The following is a 13,756-nucleotide window of genomic DNA, read 5'->3' on the forward strand; positions in this document are numbered from 1 at the left end:
AGTAATTTTCAAAAGTTAAAAATATGAGTATTAAGGTTTCGTGTCAAGATTCTATATGCTCGCGTATAGTAGCCGGGTGTATGAACTGGGGAGAATGGGGAGCTAATTTAACCATAGATCAAGCTCAGGAATTGATTGAAGGTTGTCTTGCTGTAGATGTTACTACTTTTGATCACGCAGATATCTATGGGCATTATACTACAGAAACATTATTTGGTAATGCACTTAAAAAACAACCTTCTCTTCGCGAAAAAATGCAACTTGTTACCAAATGTGGTATTAAATTAGTAACACCTAACCGCCCTGATACTGTTATTCAATCATACAATACCAGTAAAGATTATATTATAAGTTGTGCAGAACAATCTTTACAGAATCTAAATACAGATTATATAGATTTGTTTTTGATTCATAGACCAAGTCCGCTAATGAATCCTGAAGAGATTGCAGAGGCTTTTACCAAACTTAAAAATGAGGGTAAGGTATTGCATTTTGGAGTGTCAAACTTTACGATACAACAATTTGAGATGTTACATAAGTTTATACCTTTGGCAACAAACCAGATAGAAGTCTCTCCACTTCATTTGGACCCTTTTATAGATGGTACCTTGGATCAATGTATTACCGAACATGTTAAACCCATGGGGTATTCTACACTTGCAGGAAGAAAATTCTTTATGAAACAGCCTGAAGATAGGGTTGTGAGGATTAATAAAGTGGTTAATATGTTGTCTGAAAAATATAATGTTACGTCTGATCAGATTCTAACATCTTGGATTATAAAACATCCCTCTGGTATTCTTCCAGTTATTGGGTCGACCAAAATTAATCGTATTAAATCAGCAGTAGATGCTTTAGCGATTAAAATTACTGATGAAGAATGGTTTATGATTTGGGTAGCTTCTACAGGGAAAGAAGTGGCTTAAAAGAATGCTGTTTTGATCATAAATAGTCCTTGGATATGTAGTTGACTGTCAGTTTATTTACTTAACATACTTATAAAAGAACTTTAACTATAACTACAAATAATGTTAAAATACATGTAAATTACTACAAGTTGCTATTTTTTCCTATATATTTAGTATTGAAAATCGAACGTTTATTTACAATTTTATGTAGTATTTGTAAACCGTAACATTTAAATTCTTCACAAATCGTTATTCCCCTAACCCCCTAACTCTAAACTAATGAATAAGTATAAACTAACATGTATCGGATTAGTGTTATCTATTTTTATTTACGTAACATCCATTGTCTTAGAATTAGAATTATTTGAAAAAGCTATTGCATTATTGGCAAGTATAGAGCAATTTGAATTTGACGAAATGATAATTCCAATATTAATATTTTTTGTATTTCTACTTATAGACACACGGCAAAATGCTAAAAAAGTAAAGATGGAAAATGCAAAACTAAATATTTATAAAGCTATGCTTTCTTCTAGTCATCATATCCTAAATAATTTCATTTACCAAATGGATATATTTAAAATTACAGCAGAAGATACTCCTGGGTTTGATGTCAAAGTTTTGGCCTTTTATGAAGAGATTATTAGTAATGCTGCTTATCAAATTAATTCTTTAAGCAACCTTACGACTATTGATGAATTTTCGATCAGAACCTCGGTAATGACTGAATCTTAATATATAAGGAGGCTTTTTTGTAGATTTATTTTTCAAAAAAACTAAAAACAGATCCTCCATATTTTCTCGAATTACTAAAATATGGTGATTCCTCGAGAGAGGTATGTTTAGAATGCTCAATAATCAAGACCCCATGCTCATTTAATAATTTATTTTCAAAAACTAATGTTGCAATTTTACTAAACTGATCTGTAGTAAAATCATATGGGGGATCAGCAAAGATGATATCTGTTTTCCGTTTTACTTTTTCGAGATAGCTATACACATCACTTTTTATGGTTTCAATAGGAGAGTCCAGTTCCTTTGCTACACTTTTGATATATCCAAGGCATGCATAGTGAGAATCTACTGCAGTTACATCCTCTGTTCCTCTGGATATGAATTCATAGCTTATGTTTCCTGTTCCTGCAAAAAGATCTAAAACAGATATTTGAGAGAAGTTGTATTGATTTCTTAAGATATTAAACAACGCCTCTTTTGCCATATCAGTAGTAGGACGTACGGGCAACTTTTTAGGTGCTGTAAGTCTTTTTCCTTTATATTTTCCTGAGATAATACGCATATTTAAAAATGACTAAGTAATACAAAATGTTTATGAGGCTCAAAAGATGCTATATCTTCTGTTATTTGTGGTTTCTGAAGAAGGCTTCCGAAACTTATGTGACGAATATAAGCATATGCAATATTGAAAAACTCACTATCTTTAGAAATATCTCCTAAAAATACCAAATTGAATTCTTCTGGGTTTAGTTGTAATTGCTCTGTAGTGTACAATAGGTAATACAAAAAATCTTCTTTGGTTTGATATTTATATGTATTACTTAATATCAAATTTCCTTTATTGATTACTATAATATCAAAAGAAGCATCATTCATGTTCGCAAAAACGGTAATAGATTCGCTGTTTTTTTCTTGAGTAAGCAAAGAATTTATTAGAATGGTACTGGAGTGTTTATAGGTAAAAGACCCAAATGTATCAAAAAAGAAATTATTAATATTGGTATAAGGAATGTATACTGTTACAATATTATGGGGATTCAATTCATCAAAAGCGATAAAATCATTTTGAAGCACCTTCGTGTTAAACTTAAGGTACTCATTTAATAATTTTTCGCTAAATAGAGGTTTAGGAACTACAGTGTATAGCTCATTCTGATATATTACCTCGATAGTATCAAAAACTTCTTTTAGGTTGTGATTGTGATCAAAAGTATATTTGATTTTATCAAGTACTTGTTTAGGAGTTAATTGTATACCAAAGGTTTCGTGCTCTATAGATGTTATTTGATTATTAGTATTTACGGTACAAAAAGAAAGTCCATTCAAGCTTACCTGAATGGACAATGTTTTTGATGTATTATCAATTGTATTATTGATCGTTTGCACCATAAGTTCTTGGCCAGTTACCAGAAGTCATTACTTCTGTCATTGATCCTACCGAAAGAAACCCACCATTAACTTCATCAACAGAACGTACTTCTTTCTCTTGAGCTAATAAGTCTTTATCTTGATCGTGTAGTAATATATCTTTAGATACTTTAGCTTCAAAAACCGGGATTCTAAGGTCATTTTTGTTAATATAACCAGCATCCATTACAAAATTAGACTCAACACCACTTATAGGTATTTTAATCATATTTTTATGATTTCCTGTTTTGAATAAAGAATCTTTTACAGATGCATATCCAAGAGTGTCAACAATAACCGTATCTCTTGGTTCATCAATTTTGAGTATCTTATTAAATCTAATAAAACTAGAATCTCTTCTTTGGGTTAATGTAAATTTAGCAGTATCTATAAAAGCAACTAATTTAACAGGATCTTTAGCAAATTTTCCAGTCACTGATCTGTATGCTAATTGAGCTGTACGAATATCTCTTAAATTTTCAACAGCTTTTGCATATCTAGCTTGCTTTATTTTATTGAACTTTACAGGACCATTAACAGAATTGAATACTAAGTATCCCAAAACTCCTATAATAACCCACAGAACTAATTGAACAACAATTTTCATTTTATGATTTAGCTTTAAACATTAGTGTATACGCAAATCTACAATTTTTTTTTAATCGTAAAAGTTTATTGCCAAAAAATCATCCCTATCTTTGATTTATTAATAGAGATATGAACCATATAGACAAGTTTTTTTAATGAAGGAAAAAGAATTTTATGAATTATTAAAAGAAGATTTTCCTTTTGAACCTACTATAAAACAAGATATTGTCTTACAAAAACTATCTTATTTTGTGTTATCAGGGGCAAAAGAATCACTTTTTCTATTAAAAGGATACGCGGGTACAGGAAAAACTACTTTGATAGGATCTTTGGTTAAAAACCTATGGAAAGCTAAATTAAATGCAGTTTTACTTGCTCCTACGGGGCGTGCAGCCAAAGTGATTAGTAATTTTTCGGGAAAGCAGGCCCAGACTATTCATAGGAATATTTATTATCCTAAAAAGAATAAAAGTGGTGGATTAGCTTTTCAATTAAAACAAAATAAAAGCCGTAACACTATTTTTATTGTAGATGAGGCTTCTATGATACCAGATACTCCTAGCGATAGTAAATTATTCGAAAATGGATCTTTACTAGATGATCTAATGATGTATGTGTATTCTGGACATAATTGCAAAATTCTTTTTATTGGGGATACGGCGCAATTGCCACCTGTAAAATTAGAAGTAAGCCCTGCGCTTGATCCTAATAACCTTGCAATGGGGTTTAATAAAGAAGTTACTCAGATAGAGCTGGATGAAGTAGTACGACAAGCAGAAAATAGTGGTATTTTAATGAATGCTACCCGGCTAAGAGAAATTATTAATGATGGTTTTTACGATTCTTTTCAATTTCAGGTATCAGGATATCCCGATATAGTTAGATTTTTTGATGGTCATGAGATTATGGATGCATTAAATGAGGCATATTCTAGTGTAGGTCATGAAGAATCTGTGATTATACTTCGTTCTAATAAAAGAGCTAATATTTATAATCAACAGATTCGCTCAAGGATACTTTTTCAAGAAGAAGAACTATCGCCCGGAGATTATTTGATGGTGGTTAAGAATAATTATTTTTGGTTAGACAATAAAAGTGAGGCTGGTTTTATTGCAAATGGAGATATAATTAAAGTTTTAGAGATTTTTTCTATAAAAGAATTATATGGATTTCGATTTGCAATAGTTAATGTTAATATGGTTGATTACCCAAATCAAAAACCTTTTGAAACCGTCTTGTTATTAGATACATTAACATCAGAAACTCCATCTTTATCATATGAAGAATCAAATAAATTGTATCAAGAAGTACTAAAAGATTTTGAGGATGAAAAATCTAAGTACAAACGATTTATGGGAGTAAAGAATAATAAGTTTTTTAACAGTTTACAGGTTAAATTCTCTTATGCTATTACATGTCATAAATCACAAGGAGGGCAGTGGGATAATGTGTTTATAGAACAACCTTATCTTCCGGATGGGATTAATAAAGATTATTTAAGATGGTTATATACGGCAGTAACCAGAGCCAAGAAAAAATTATATTTAATTGGGTTTAAAGATGATTTTTTTATTGAAAATTAAAATCTACAAAAGGGGCATATTTGGTGTTTTGTGAATTTTTATGATATAAAATATATGGTTGGCCCGAAAATTGATTAAAAAAAGTTATTTTTGCAACTCTAGAAAAGCAACAAATTTTGAACAAAAATACTCTAAAAACTATCGCGATGATACCTGCGAGATATGCTGCCACGCGATTTCCTGGCAAGCTAATGCAAGATCTCGAAGGAAAAAGCGTCATAAGAAGAACATATGAAGCTACTCTAAATTCCGGACTTTTTGATGCTGTTTATGTAGTTACTGATAGCGATGTTATTTATAAAGAAATTACTTCTCATGGTGGTGTGGCTATTATGAGCAAGAAAGAACATAGCTGTGGCAGTGATCGAATAGCCGAAGCAGTCGAAGATATGGATGTCGATATTGTAGTTAATGTCCAGGGGGATGAACCTTTTACCGATAGAGAGAGCTTAGAAAAAGTATTAAGTGTATTTTATCAGGAAGACTCTGATCGTATAGACTTAGCTAGTCTAATGACTCCTATGGATGATTGGGATGATATCATGAACCCTAATAGTGTAAAGGTTATTGTAGATGAAAATAATTACGCATTATATTTTTCTCGTGCACCTATACCATATCCAAGAGATAAAGAAATAAACCATGTATACCATAAACACAAAGGTGTTTATGCATTTAAGAAACAAGCTATTTTAGATTTTTACCGTTTACCAATGCGTTCTTTAGAAGCGTCAGAGAAAATCGAATGTATTCGATATCTTGAATACGGTAAAAATATTAAAATGGTTGAAACGCACCACGAAGGTGTAGAAATCGATACCCCGGAAGATTTAGAAAGAGCAAAAAGAATAATAAATAAAGAAAATCTATTGAATCCAAAATCTATAATTACTCCAGAAGAATCTACTTCTATGCATAAAAATTTCCCAATGGTACCAAAAGTAGTATTTGGGAGAGGAGCTTTTAATCAGATTTGTGATATTATTTCGCCTGTGCGAAATGGTATTGCTCCTTTTATCTTTTTGGTAGATGACGTTTTTAAAAACAACACCTCATTTATTGAGGATAGGATACCATTATCGTATACAGATGAGATAATTTACGTATCAACTGTTGAAGAACCCAAAACATCTCAGGTAGATGAGATAGTTTCTAAAATAAGAAATGATTATCAATATGTTCCAAGTGGAATTATTGGAATAGGAGGAGGCTCTATATTGGATTTATCCAAGGCTGTAGCGATTATGCTTACCAATCCAGGAAGTGCTGCAGATTACCAAGGATGGGATCTGGTAAAAAATAAAGCTGTATTTCATGTAGGAATTCCTACGATTTCAGGAACAGGAGCAGAAGTGTCTCGTACTACAGTACTTACAGGACCCGAACGCAAATTAGGAATCAATTCTGATTTTACACCCTTTGATCAGGTTGTATTAGATCCAGAGTTAATAAAAGATGTTCCTAAGGATCAATGGTTCTATACGGGTATGGATTGTTATATTCACTGCATAGAGTCGTTAGATGGAACGTATTTGAATGCATTTAGCCAGAGTTATGGCGAAAAGGCCTTAGATTTATGTAAAGAGATTTTCTTGGAAAATAATCTGAGTAAAGAAGAGGTAGATGCAAAACTAATGATGGCTTCCTGGCATGGCGGAATGAGTATTGCATATTCTCAGGTTGGTGTTGCTCACGCTATGAGCTATGGACTGGCATATGTGCTGGGAACAAAGCATGGGATAGGTAATTGTATTGTATTTGATAAATTAGAAAAATACTATCCTGAAGGTGTAGCTGTATTCAAAAAAATGAAAGAATTTCATAATATTAGTTTACCCACAGGAGTTTGTGCTAATGTAACCGAAGATCAATTAGATGTTATGACTAAGGTTGCACTAAGCTTAGAACCACTCTGGGAAAATGCTCTGGGATACAATTGGAAATCTAAAATAAATGCTGATATGCTGAAAGAACTATATCGTTCTTTGTAAATTGCTTTTCAATCTTTTATTTTCATGCGATATTTTTCTTCCTTCATATATTACAAAATTATGGGCTGGAAGTTTGTCGGTAATTTCAGTGCTGATACAATTAAAAAGTGCATAGTTATTGTAGTGCCTCATACAAGTTGGCACGATTTCTATATTGGCCTTTTGATACGGCAATTAGCTGGGATTAAGATAAGCTTTTTAGGCAAAAAAGAACTTTTTAGATGGCCACTTGGTTGGTACCTTAGAAGAGTAGGAGGGATTTCTTTAGATAGAACTCCTGGCCAGAATAAGGTTGAAGCTATTGCAGAGATATTTAGAAAAAAAGATGAGTTACGTTTAACTATTGCTCCAGAAGGAACAAGGAAAAAAGTTAAAGAGTGGAAAACTGGATTTTACCATATCGCTAAAGCTGCAAATGTTCCTATTATTATGGTTGCTTTTGATTTTGGAAAAAAACAATGTGTAGTCTCTGATCCTTATTATCCCACAGAGGATATTAAAAAGGATTTCGAATGTATGTATAGTTTCTTTGTAGGGGTTAAGGGTAAAGTTTCTGAAAATAGCTTCGACGGAACTTAAAATTTTCGAATTTTTTCTTCTGGGATAGCTTCTTTAGATTTTTTCTTTGTATTTCCTGCTCCAAAAATAAGTTCTGTACTAGAAAAAGTAGAGCCAAAAGTCCTTGCAGCATAATATACTTGTGATATAGCACTGTTTACCTGCTCCTCGGTAAGTTCTTTTAAAGGATGAATATAAACCGACCATAAAATTTTGTTGGTGATAGCATATTTTACGTCAAGAGCAGAGTGAAAATTGGCAGTCATTGCATCAAGTAATAAATCTTTATCAAGATTGCCTGATGATGTAATAGGAGAAATAATTCTCATCCGATTATTGGTTTTATCAGTAACACAAAGCATTGGAGTCTCTTTGTATATAAATTTCCAGTTACCGGGAATACCATTTACAGTATCTGCATTTTTTTTGATAATTAACTCTAGTTTGTCATTATCCATATGTTGGGAATGTAGTATGCCCACAAATGAAAATAGAAGAAGTATGGCTAATCTTTTCATAGCTTATATTTTATCTATAGTCGGGGTATTATAGTAAACATAACAAAAAAAGAGCTTAGCCATGCTAAACTCTTTTTTTATGATAACTAGAATATATCTTTATTCTTCAGAAGAAGATTCTTCCATAGTGTGGTAGACGTTCTGAACGTCATCATCTTCTTCTATTTTTTCCAGTAACTTTTCTACATCAGCAGCTTGCTCTGGGGTTATTTTTTTGGTTACCTGCGGGATACGTTCAAATCCTGAGGATAGAATTTCAATTTCGCGACTTTCTAATTCTTTTTGTATCGTTCCAAAACTTCCAAAAGGGGCATAAATTAATATTCCATCATCATCCTTAAAAACTTCTTCTGCTCCAAAATCAATAAATTCGAGTTCGAGTTCTTCAGGATCTAATCCTTCACTATTAATTCTAAAATTACAGGTATGATCAAACATAAATTCTACAGAACCTGATGTTCCCAGATTACCCTCACACTTGTTAAAATAGGATCGTATATTAGCAACCGTTCTATTATTGTTATCTGTTGCTGTTTCTACCAAAATAGCTATTCCGTGAGGAGCATACCCTTCAAAAAGAACTTCTTTATAGTCACCTTGATCTTTATCAGATGCCTTTTTAATTGCTCTTTCGACATTATCTTTTGGCATGTTCACAGATTTGGCATTCTGGATCACTGCTCTTAGACGCGAGTTAGAAGCTGGGTCAGGACCCCCTTCTTTTACAGCCATTACAATATCTTTACCAATTCGAGTAAACGCTTTTGCCATTGCTGACCAGCGTTTCATCTTACGTGCTTTTCTAAATTCAAAAGCTCTTCCCATATGCTAATTTTAAAATCTAAATACAAACATAAGTAGAAACCAAGTTTTTGACAAATGTTTGTGTACGATCAATTTTGATTAGGCCTAAAGTACCAAAATTCAAAAAGTAAAACAAGAAGTTTTGACCTTAGAATTTGATATTTATTTTTTGATTACAATTAAGTTTAATCCCTATTCTCCTTCGATAATGTTATCTATAGTTTTTGCGAGTTTAAAATCATTTTCAGTAATACCGCCAGCATCATGGGTAGAAAGACTAATATGTAATTTATTATAGACATTTGACCAGTCTGGATGATGTTGTTGTAGTTCGGCTTCAAAAGCAATACGAGTCATAACAGAGAAAGCATCTTTAAAATCGTTAAATTCAAAAGTGGTATGAAGAGCATTATCATGGTATTCCCAACCATCAATAGTGTTTAGTTTTTCTTTTATGTCAGATTCTGATAATTTTACCATTAGTATAGTATTAGTTAGTTGTAAATTAATTGATGTTTATTTTTGATTCGTAAGTCCTAATTCATCACGTAAGACTTCATCTTTATTACTGTTTTTACCCCAGTAAGCAGATTTAATACTTTTGATTTTAGTTGCTTTTGTAGTAAGCTTCTTTGCATTGGGGCCAAACCCGCTTTTATATGTTTCTGTCCAATGCTCAATTTCATACGGAAAAGAGGCATTAAAAGTGATACTGATACTTCGATCAAGTTCGGGATATTCTATTGTATATGTATTAGTATCAGTGTCTTTTTGTACAGACGTCTTAGCCGAGTATGCTTTAATATCTTTATGTCTCAATCTAGAATACTCAAAAGAAGGGATGATTTGTAGGTCCCCTTGTGGTAATGCATCTGGATTGATTCTGATTTTTGCCCAAAGTTCATTTTCTAAAATAGCTTTGTCTAATTTAAAATCCTGATCCGCTTCATTCTCAAAATAGGAATGCGAGGTAATCTCAAATTGTTTTTTGTTATTTAATTGCGCATATACGTGACCACACCATTCTTGCATCGAATTAGATACTTTAATGGCATGTTGATTATCTGCTACAGGATAAAATGTACTTTGCATAACTGAATATGGGTAGATTCCTGTGTTAAACTTTTTGGTAGCATTAAGTTTTAAAACAGGTATGTTATTTGTGTTTTGACGATCTGCTTTCACCTGTTTTTTGGGTAAAAAATCTTCAGTAACATAAATTAGTACCGCCGTTCCTTTTCTTATTTCTCCATATCGAGCTTGTTCTAGTTGATATGATGATATTTCTGCTTTACCTGCATACCAGTACTTCTTAAAATCTTCGGATAGAGCTTTTGCAGGAGGCATCTTCTCTTTAATGATCTCATTAGATGTAGAAGCTTTGGTCATTTCGTCTGCCTTAATATTGCTACAAGCAATAAAGACTAATACGCCCAATAAAGCGAATAGTAGTATTGACTTTTTCATGATAACGTTTTTATATAGCAAATTACAATAAACCTTGGATTTGGCAAGTACTGTTAACGTTTCAGTAACGCAGAAAGTGAGTTAATAGATTGTTTATAAGTGAATTAAAATAAAAGTTAAAGTTATTCGTATAAAAATCGTACAAAATTAAATCACCTTGAATCCTGTAAAATACTATGCCAAGAATGTAGTAGCAATCTAAAAAACAATGAAAGAACAAAGTACTATTTTTTTTACAAAAAAAACAAGAGAAGATTTCGAAAGCTGGTTTACGCTTCATTATGACTATGAACTTAGTGAGTTTTACGAAATGCCACTAAGTATGCAAATTGGCGTAGCTGTTGACTTCTATGAATCAAAAGAAATCATAATTCATATCGAACCAACTGATCACTTTTTACTTTGCTATAATCTTTATATCAATAATAAGAAAGTAAATTCTTTTGCTGATCGAGACGAAACCAGAAAAGAGGCCCTTGTTAAATCTAACCAAAAACATAACAACAAATAAAACTATGAAAATTATGAAAACAATTAAACTATCAATTTTAGCAATCTTATTTGTGTATTTATTCACTTCATGTTCATCGGATGATGATAGTGGTGATTGCGGATGTAGGGATTTAAGTGAATTTTATTTCACTGTGGGTTGTCCTGGACAAGAACAACGAATAGAAATGACACCTCCAAACTTTGGAGAGTATTGTCCAAACTTTGAAAACAGGTAATGTGATTACATATTTAAAACCATTTCCTAATTAAATACCTTAATAAAAAAATAACTTATTGATTATTAGTTAGGTAATTGCTGGGTAGTTACCCCGATATTACCTGCTTAATTACTAAAAACACAACTTAAAAATACAAAAAAAGAGGAAAATGAAACAATTTGAAAATTATTTTAAAAGCAGAAAAGAAGTAGAGGAATATTTTGGCAACGAAGTTTTTAAATTCTCCTTTATGTGTGATAATATTATGAATTTTAAATCTTTAAATGCGACATTTATTGATAGTGAATTAGTTGTGTTTAATTTATCTTTTTATTTTGAAACAGGAAGCGATTTTTTTGCCTATTCAAGTTTTAATGATTGGTTTGATAAATTTCAATTATCGAAAATCACTTGTACTTCGCAAGAAACATATGAATCTTCTTGTCTGTATTTCAGAAAGTATAAGTAAAGGAGCAAACTTTAAATAAAAACTAAATCAACTGATTGGTTTAAATGCGGGAAACCGTAATAATAGTTGCATATCTTTAAGTAGTTTTGTGGTTTAACCGTATTCGTTCAATGGGGAAATGTCCCTATATTTGAAAACCCCTAGAATGCAACACACATATCGTCAATTGTAAAATAGTGTAATGTACTATCAGATGATAGTTATATACTACACATGATGTGCTATTTACTAAATAGTTCATTGATCTTGAGTGTTTTGGTTTTGCTAAGAATTATCTTTGTGAAAACCATAAAAATTTAAGGAAGATGAAAAAATTAGCAGTATTATCATTAGTAGTATTAGGGTTATCGTTTGTTAGTTGTGAAAAATCCAACATCAATGAAGAAACAGCCGAAAACAACGAACTTGAAATTTACCAAGTTGACCCAGACGAAATCGAAAGACCAGGAGAGCAGGGAGGAGGAAATTAATCACAAAAAAACAGCTTTAAAAATATTTGCATCAATAGTGGTGGTTTTGTCTGGGTTATTATTATTCTCGGATAAGGTTACCACTTTTGGTATTACAGAAACTTACGGTTTTAAAAGTGCTAAAACTTTTATTTGGGTTTTAACTCAAACACTTTCACCATTGCTGTTATGTTTTGGAGCTTATTTAAGAGCTTACAAAGTATCTTATTTTGCTCCTATATATATTTACTTCATACAGTTGTATTGGGTGTTTAATGCACGGGAATTAGGCTTAGACGATGTGCTACTACATGTTTATGCATTAGGTTTTTGTGTTGCGTCTTTCATTACGTTGGCGTTTGTTACTTTTTTAATTAAGCAACTATCAAGAAGTAATAAAATTCTACTTTCTAATATTAAGAAGTTAACCCGACATATTGGAATCGATATTAAGAAAAAATATATTAAAGAAGAAGACAAAAAAGAGTATTTCAATGATACAGTAGATGTAATAGATTCTTTAGACTAATTCTTTAATATAGGCGAGCATGAAAAAGAAAAAGCAATTAAAAATTCTAAGGAAAAAATCTAAGTATCTGGATGATGATGTTTTTGAGGAATTAAAATCCGATTATGAAAATCTTGTTGAGCAACAAGAAAAAGAGATTGACGACTTAAAAAACGAACTCAAGAATCATAAAACAAACTTATCAGATATATTTGATGTCCTAACCTTTGAACAAAGGTATCTGTTGTATCAAACTGTTTCGAGGTAATGTCCTGCTGAGTTTATATTTTAAGAAACTCTTTAAAGAAAGTATTTCGATCCATTTCTAACTTCCTAAGAATTTGCTTAACTATAAATTCTGGAACAGGATCTATATGAGTTTGAATTGTAATAGGGAAATCTATTCCTGACTTAGACCATTTTTCATGTCCTCCTCTACCTTTCGTATTCTTAATTACATTTAAACCTTGTGCACTCAGAAATTTGCGGAATTTTTTTAAAGGAATATTAGATAACTTTCGAGTTGACATAAAAGATGATTACGCCATTGCAGGAATACCAACCTCTTCGTGATAAGTGTTTACATTATAGTTGTCAAAAATGTCCGACACATAATCATTATCTGCAATAACACTTGTAATACTGGGAGCAATCACTTTTTTAGGTTTTTTTAGAGAACCTTTTAAATCCCATCCTAAATTAGTCAAGACTTTTCCTAAAGTTTTCTTTTTAAGAGTATAATCAACAAAATCTTCGAAAACTATTTTGAAAGATTTTTTAGCTTCAGGTAGACTTTTTCCATAACCAGTCAAATCTAAATGGGGAGAATAGATAAAATGTACATTATTTTCATCTTTGAAGTGTGCTAATAATAATTTTACTCTAACACGTTTAGAAGTACTTTTGTATGATCCTTCAAATAAGTATTCTTCCATAATAATCTTTATTGAGTAAAGCAATAATACAATTTCAGTGACAAATTTTGGTGAAAAAGCTGTTAAATCAAACTTTATTTAAATTGATTCTAAATAATGAAAAATGCTTCATATCCTAAAGCAATC

20 protein-coding genes and 1 pseudogene are annotated in these 13,756 nt (G+C 31.5%); 12 read left to right on the forward strand and 9 right to left on the reverse strand.

Annotated elements, in window-relative coordinates:
- Nucleotides 1-23: 23 nt before the first annotated feature.
- A complete protein-coding gene (locus AAFU52_RS18620; protein ID WP_438423037.1) occupies nucleotides 24-926 on the forward strand; it encodes an aldo/keto reductase in 903 nt (300 codons plus the stop codon).
- A gap of 261 nt (nucleotides 927-1,187) precedes the next feature.
- The gene (locus AAFU52_RS18625; RefSeq protein ID WP_024769027.1) at nucleotides 1,188-1,643 is read left to right on the forward strand and encodes a hypothetical protein; all 456 of its coding nucleotides are present in this window, start codon (nucleotides 1,188-1,190) and stop codon (nucleotides 1,641-1,643) included.
- Between the two features lie 25 nt (nucleotides 1,644-1,668).
- On the opposite strand, the gene rsmD is transcribed toward AAFU52_RS18625, so the two are convergent.
- From rsmD to AAFU52_RS18640, 3 genes are read right to left on the reverse strand one after another with little or no spacing between them, the layout of a single operon-like run.
- On the reverse strand, nucleotides 1,669-2,205 hold the full coding sequence (gene rsmD / locus AAFU52_RS18630; protein ID WP_438423039.1) for a 16S rRNA (guanine(966)-N(2))-methyltransferase RsmD: 537 nt from the start codon (nucleotides 2,203-2,205) through the stop codon (nucleotides 1,669-1,671).
- A 2-nt stretch (nucleotides 2,206-2,207) separates the two neighbouring features.
- Nucleotides 2,208-3,032, reverse strand: coding sequence for a DUF3822 family protein (locus AAFU52_RS18635; protein WP_438423040.1), 825 nt, complete (start codon nucleotides 3,030-3,032; stop codon nucleotides 2,208-2,210).
- Complete coding sequence (locus AAFU52_RS18640; protein ID WP_024769030.1) at nucleotides 3,013-3,657, reverse strand: type II secretion system protein; 645 nt, start codon at nucleotides 3,655-3,657, stop codon at nucleotides 3,013-3,015. Before AAFU52_RS18640 ends, AAFU52_RS18635 begins: the two co-directional genes overlap by 20 nt.
- A 136-nt stretch (nucleotides 3,658-3,793) precedes the next feature.
- On the opposite strand from AAFU52_RS18640, the gene AAFU52_RS18645 reads away from it, so the two are divergent.
- From AAFU52_RS18645 to AAFU52_RS18660, 4 genes and pseudogenes are all read left to right on the forward strand, one after another.
- The gene (locus AAFU52_RS18645) at nucleotides 3,794-5,221 is read left to right on the forward strand and encodes an ATP-dependent DNA helicase (protein ID WP_024769031.1); all 1,428 of its coding nucleotides are present in this window, start codon (nucleotides 3,794-3,796) and stop codon (nucleotides 5,219-5,221) included.
- Between the two features lie 146 nt (nucleotides 5,222-5,367).
- A pseudogene (kdsB, locus tag AAFU52_RS18650) lies at nucleotides 5,368-6,072 on the forward strand (3-deoxy-manno-octulosonate cytidylyltransferase); the annotation flags it as partial.
- 78 nt (nucleotides 6,073-6,150) lie between these two features.
- Nucleotides 6,151-7,212, forward strand: a complete 1,062-nt coding sequence (locus AAFU52_RS18655) for an iron-containing alcohol dehydrogenase family protein (RefSeq protein ID WP_438426648.1) — start codon at nucleotides 6,151-6,153, stop codon at nucleotides 7,210-7,212.
- A 60-nt stretch (nucleotides 7,213-7,272) separates the two neighbouring features.
- The gene (locus AAFU52_RS18660; protein WP_438423041.1) at nucleotides 7,273-7,791 is read left to right on the forward strand and encodes a 1-acyl-sn-glycerol-3-phosphate acyltransferase; all 519 of its coding nucleotides are present in this window, start codon (nucleotides 7,273-7,275) and stop codon (nucleotides 7,789-7,791) included.
- Here AAFU52_RS18660 and AAFU52_RS18665 read toward each other — a convergent pair.
- From AAFU52_RS18665 to AAFU52_RS18680, 4 genes are all read right to left on the reverse strand, one after another.
- Nucleotides 7,788-8,288: a hypothetical protein gene (locus tag AAFU52_RS18665; protein WP_438423042.1), complete on the reverse strand. Its 501-nt coding sequence runs from the start codon at nucleotides 8,286-8,288 to the stop codon at nucleotides 7,788-7,790. The genes AAFU52_RS18660 and AAFU52_RS18665 overlap by 4 nt on opposite strands.
- 99 nt (nucleotides 8,289-8,387) lie before the next feature.
- Entirely contained in the window at nucleotides 8,388-9,113 is a 726-nt protein-coding gene (locus AAFU52_RS18670) for a YebC/PmpR family DNA-binding transcriptional regulator (RefSeq protein WP_438423043.1), read from the reverse strand.
- A 171-nt stretch (nucleotides 9,114-9,284) separates the two neighbouring features.
- Nucleotides 9,285-9,572 (reverse strand): 4a-hydroxytetrahydrobiopterin dehydratase, encoded by a 288-nt coding sequence (locus AAFU52_RS18675; RefSeq protein WP_024769036.1) that lies wholly within the window; start codon nucleotides 9,570-9,572, stop codon nucleotides 9,285-9,287.
- A 36-nt stretch (nucleotides 9,573-9,608) separates the two neighbouring features.
- The gene (locus AAFU52_RS18680) at nucleotides 9,609-10,559 is read right to left on the reverse strand and encodes a septum formation inhibitor Maf (RefSeq protein ID WP_438423045.1); all 951 of its coding nucleotides are present in this window, start codon (nucleotides 10,557-10,559) and stop codon (nucleotides 9,609-9,611) included.
- Between the two features lie 208 nt (nucleotides 10,560-10,767).
- Between AAFU52_RS18680 and AAFU52_RS18685 the strand changes: the two genes are divergently transcribed.
- The 6 genes from AAFU52_RS18685 to AAFU52_RS18710 all read left to right on the forward strand — a co-directional run bounded on the left by AAFU52_RS18685 (nucleotide 10,768) and on the right by AAFU52_RS18710 (nucleotide 12,963).
- Nucleotides 10,768-11,070: a hypothetical protein gene (locus AAFU52_RS18685; protein WP_438423047.1), complete on the forward strand. Its 303-nt coding sequence runs from the start codon at nucleotides 10,768-10,770 to the stop codon at nucleotides 11,068-11,070.
- Nucleotides 11,071-11,083: 13 nt separating this feature from the next.
- A complete protein-coding gene (locus tag AAFU52_RS18690) occupies nucleotides 11,084-11,287 on the forward strand; it encodes a hypothetical protein (protein ID WP_438423048.1) in 204 nt (67 codons plus the stop codon).
- 151 nt (nucleotides 11,288-11,438) lie between these two features.
- Nucleotides 11,439-11,738: a hypothetical protein gene (locus AAFU52_RS18695; protein WP_438423050.1), complete on the forward strand. Its 300-nt coding sequence runs from the start codon at nucleotides 11,439-11,441 to the stop codon at nucleotides 11,736-11,738.
- Nucleotides 11,739-12,043: 305 nt separating this feature from the next.
- Nucleotides 12,044-12,208: a hypothetical protein gene (locus AAFU52_RS18700; RefSeq protein WP_438423052.1), complete on the forward strand. Its 165-nt coding sequence runs from the start codon at nucleotides 12,044-12,046 to the stop codon at nucleotides 12,206-12,208.
- A gap of 46 nt (nucleotides 12,209-12,254) precedes the next feature.
- Nucleotides 12,255-12,716, forward strand: a complete 462-nt coding sequence (locus AAFU52_RS18705) for a hypothetical protein (RefSeq protein ID WP_438423053.1) — start codon at nucleotides 12,255-12,257, stop codon at nucleotides 12,714-12,716.
- Nucleotides 12,717-12,735: 19 nt separating this feature from the next.
- On the forward strand, nucleotides 12,736-12,963 hold the full coding sequence (locus AAFU52_RS18710; protein ID WP_438423055.1) for a hypothetical protein: 228 nt from the start codon (nucleotides 12,736-12,738) through the stop codon (nucleotides 12,961-12,963).
- Nucleotides 12,964-12,976: 13 nt separating this feature from the next.
- On the opposite strand, the gene AAFU52_RS18715 is transcribed toward AAFU52_RS18710, so the two are convergent.
- Together AAFU52_RS18715 and AAFU52_RS18720 are read right to left on the reverse strand one after the other, a co-directional pair.
- Nucleotides 12,977-13,225 carry a type II toxin-antitoxin system HicA family toxin gene (locus AAFU52_RS18715; protein WP_438423056.1) on the reverse strand — a complete coding sequence of 83 codons (249 nt, stop codon included), beginning with the start codon at nucleotides 13,223-13,225 and terminating at the stop codon, nucleotides 12,977-12,979.
- A 9-nt stretch (nucleotides 13,226-13,234) separates the two neighbouring features.
- Nucleotides 13,235-13,630, reverse strand: a complete 396-nt coding sequence (locus tag AAFU52_RS18720) for a hypothetical protein (protein WP_438423057.1) — start codon at nucleotides 13,628-13,630, stop codon at nucleotides 13,235-13,237.
- Nucleotides 13,631-13,756: the final 126 nt, after the last annotated feature.

Origin of the sequence: Aquimarina macrocephali (assembly GCF_051627225.1) — a bacterium.
GTDB classification, from domain to species: Bacteria; Bacteroidota; Bacteroidia; order Flavobacteriales; family Flavobacteriaceae; genus Aquimarina; species Aquimarina macrocephali.

Bases quoted from the DNA above. Each gene is read 5' to 3' on its own strand.
- rsmD (WP_438423039.1), bottom strand. From the start codon at position 2,205: ATGCGTATTATCTCAGGAAAATATAAAGGAAAAAGACTTACAGCACCT.
- AAFU52_RS18680 (WP_438423045.1), bottom strand. From the start codon at position 10,559: ATGAAAAAGTCAATACTACTATTCGCTTTATTGGGCGTATTAGTCTTT.
- AAFU52_RS18635 (WP_438423040.1), bottom strand. From the start codon at position 3,032: ATGGTGCAAACGATCAATAATACAATTGATAATACATCAAAAACATTG.
- AAFU52_RS18710 (WP_438423055.1), top strand. From the start codon at position 12,736: ATGAAAAAGAAAAAGCAATTAAAAATTCTAAGGAAAAAATCTAAGTAT.
- AAFU52_RS18675 (WP_024769036.1), bottom strand. From the start codon at position 9,572: ATGGTAAAATTATCAGAATCTGACATAAAAGAAAAACTAAACACTATT.
- AAFU52_RS18645 (WP_024769031.1), top strand. From the start codon at position 3,794: ATGAAGGAAAAAGAATTTTATGAATTATTAAAAGAAGATTTTCCTTTT.
- AAFU52_RS18670 (WP_438423043.1), bottom strand. From the start codon at position 9,113: ATGGGAAGAGCTTTTGAATTTAGAAAAGCACGTAAGATGAAACGCTGG.
- AAFU52_RS18690 (WP_438423048.1), top strand. From the start codon at position 11,084: ATGAAAACAATTAAACTATCAATTTTAGCAATCTTATTTGTGTATTTA.
- AAFU52_RS18695 (WP_438423050.1), top strand. From the start codon at position 11,439: ATGAAACAATTTGAAAATTATTTTAAAAGCAGAAAAGAAGTAGAGGAA.
- AAFU52_RS18640 (WP_024769030.1), bottom strand. From the start codon at position 3,657: ATGAAAATTGTTGTTCAATTAGTTCTGTGGGTTATTATAGGAGTTTTG.
- AAFU52_RS18620 (WP_438423037.1), top strand. From the start codon at position 24: ATGAGTATTAAGGTTTCGTGTCAAGATTCTATATGCTCGCGTATAGTA.
- AAFU52_RS18685 (WP_438423047.1), top strand. From the start codon at position 10,768: ATGAAAGAACAAAGTACTATTTTTTTTACAAAAAAAACAAGAGAAGAT.
- AAFU52_RS18720 (WP_438423057.1), bottom strand. From the start codon at position 13,630: ATGGAAGAATACTTATTTGAAGGATCATACAAAAGTACTTCTAAACGT.
- AAFU52_RS18625 (WP_024769027.1), top strand. From the start codon at position 1,188: ATGAATAAGTATAAACTAACATGTATCGGATTAGTGTTATCTATTTTT.
- AAFU52_RS18660 (WP_438423041.1), top strand. From the start codon at position 7,273: ATGGGCTGGAAGTTTGTCGGTAATTTCAGTGCTGATACAATTAAAAAG.
- AAFU52_RS18655 (WP_438426648.1), top strand. From the start codon at position 6,151: ATGGTACCAAAAGTAGTATTTGGGAGAGGAGCTTTTAATCAGATTTGT.
- AAFU52_RS18700 (WP_438423052.1), top strand. From the start codon at position 12,044: ATGAAAAAATTAGCAGTATTATCATTAGTAGTATTAGGGTTATCGTTT.
- AAFU52_RS18665 (WP_438423042.1), bottom strand. From the start codon at position 8,288: ATGAAAAGATTAGCCATACTTCTTCTATTTTCATTTGTGGGCATACTA.
- AAFU52_RS18715 (WP_438423056.1), bottom strand. From the start codon at position 13,225: ATGTCAACTCGAAAGTTATCTAATATTCCTTTAAAAAAATTCCGCAAA.